The 397-nt window shown below is 61.2% G+C and carries 1 protein-coding gene; it reads left to right on the top strand.

Annotated features, from left to right (window positions below; all coding sequences use genetic code 11):
- Nucleotides 1–150 precede the first annotated feature (150 nt).
- Nucleotides 151–397, top strand: a 247-nt coding sequence (flhD, locus tag EIP75_RS23940) for a flagellar transcriptional regulator FlhD (protein ID WP_125245684.1), incomplete at its 3' end; no start/stop codon positions are given.

The following is a 397-nucleotide window of genomic DNA, read 5'->3' as shown; positions in this document are numbered from 1 at the left end:
GCGTTCTGTAGGGCAAATTCCTACAGAACGCACATCCGCGCGCCGTCCTTCCTTACATCCAGACCCCTATCAAGAAAACTGGCCGGTTTCAGCACAATGACTCCATCGACAACGCAGCGACACCCGCTGATACCCCAGGAGCCAGACGCCATGAACAACGACCAGATCCTCGCCGAAATCCGCGAAACCAACCTGTCCTACCTGATGCTGGCCCAGAGCCTGATCCGCTCGGACCGCGAACAGGCGCTGTTCCGCCTGGGCCTGTCGGAATCGGCCGCCGACCTGATCAACACCCTGAGCCCCGCTCAGATCCTGAAGATCGCCTCCAGCAACACCCTGGTGTGCCGCATGCGCATCGACGACGACCTGGTCTGGGGCCTGCTGACCAACCACGGCA

Source organism: Aquabacterium soli (assembly GCF_003933735.1).
Classification (GTDB): Bacteria; Pseudomonadota; Gammaproteobacteria; order Burkholderiales; family Burkholderiaceae_C; genus Aquabacterium; species Aquabacterium soli.
The sequence above is the reverse complement of the archived record's forward strand: the minus strand, read 5'-3'. Positions and strand labels throughout refer to the sequence as shown.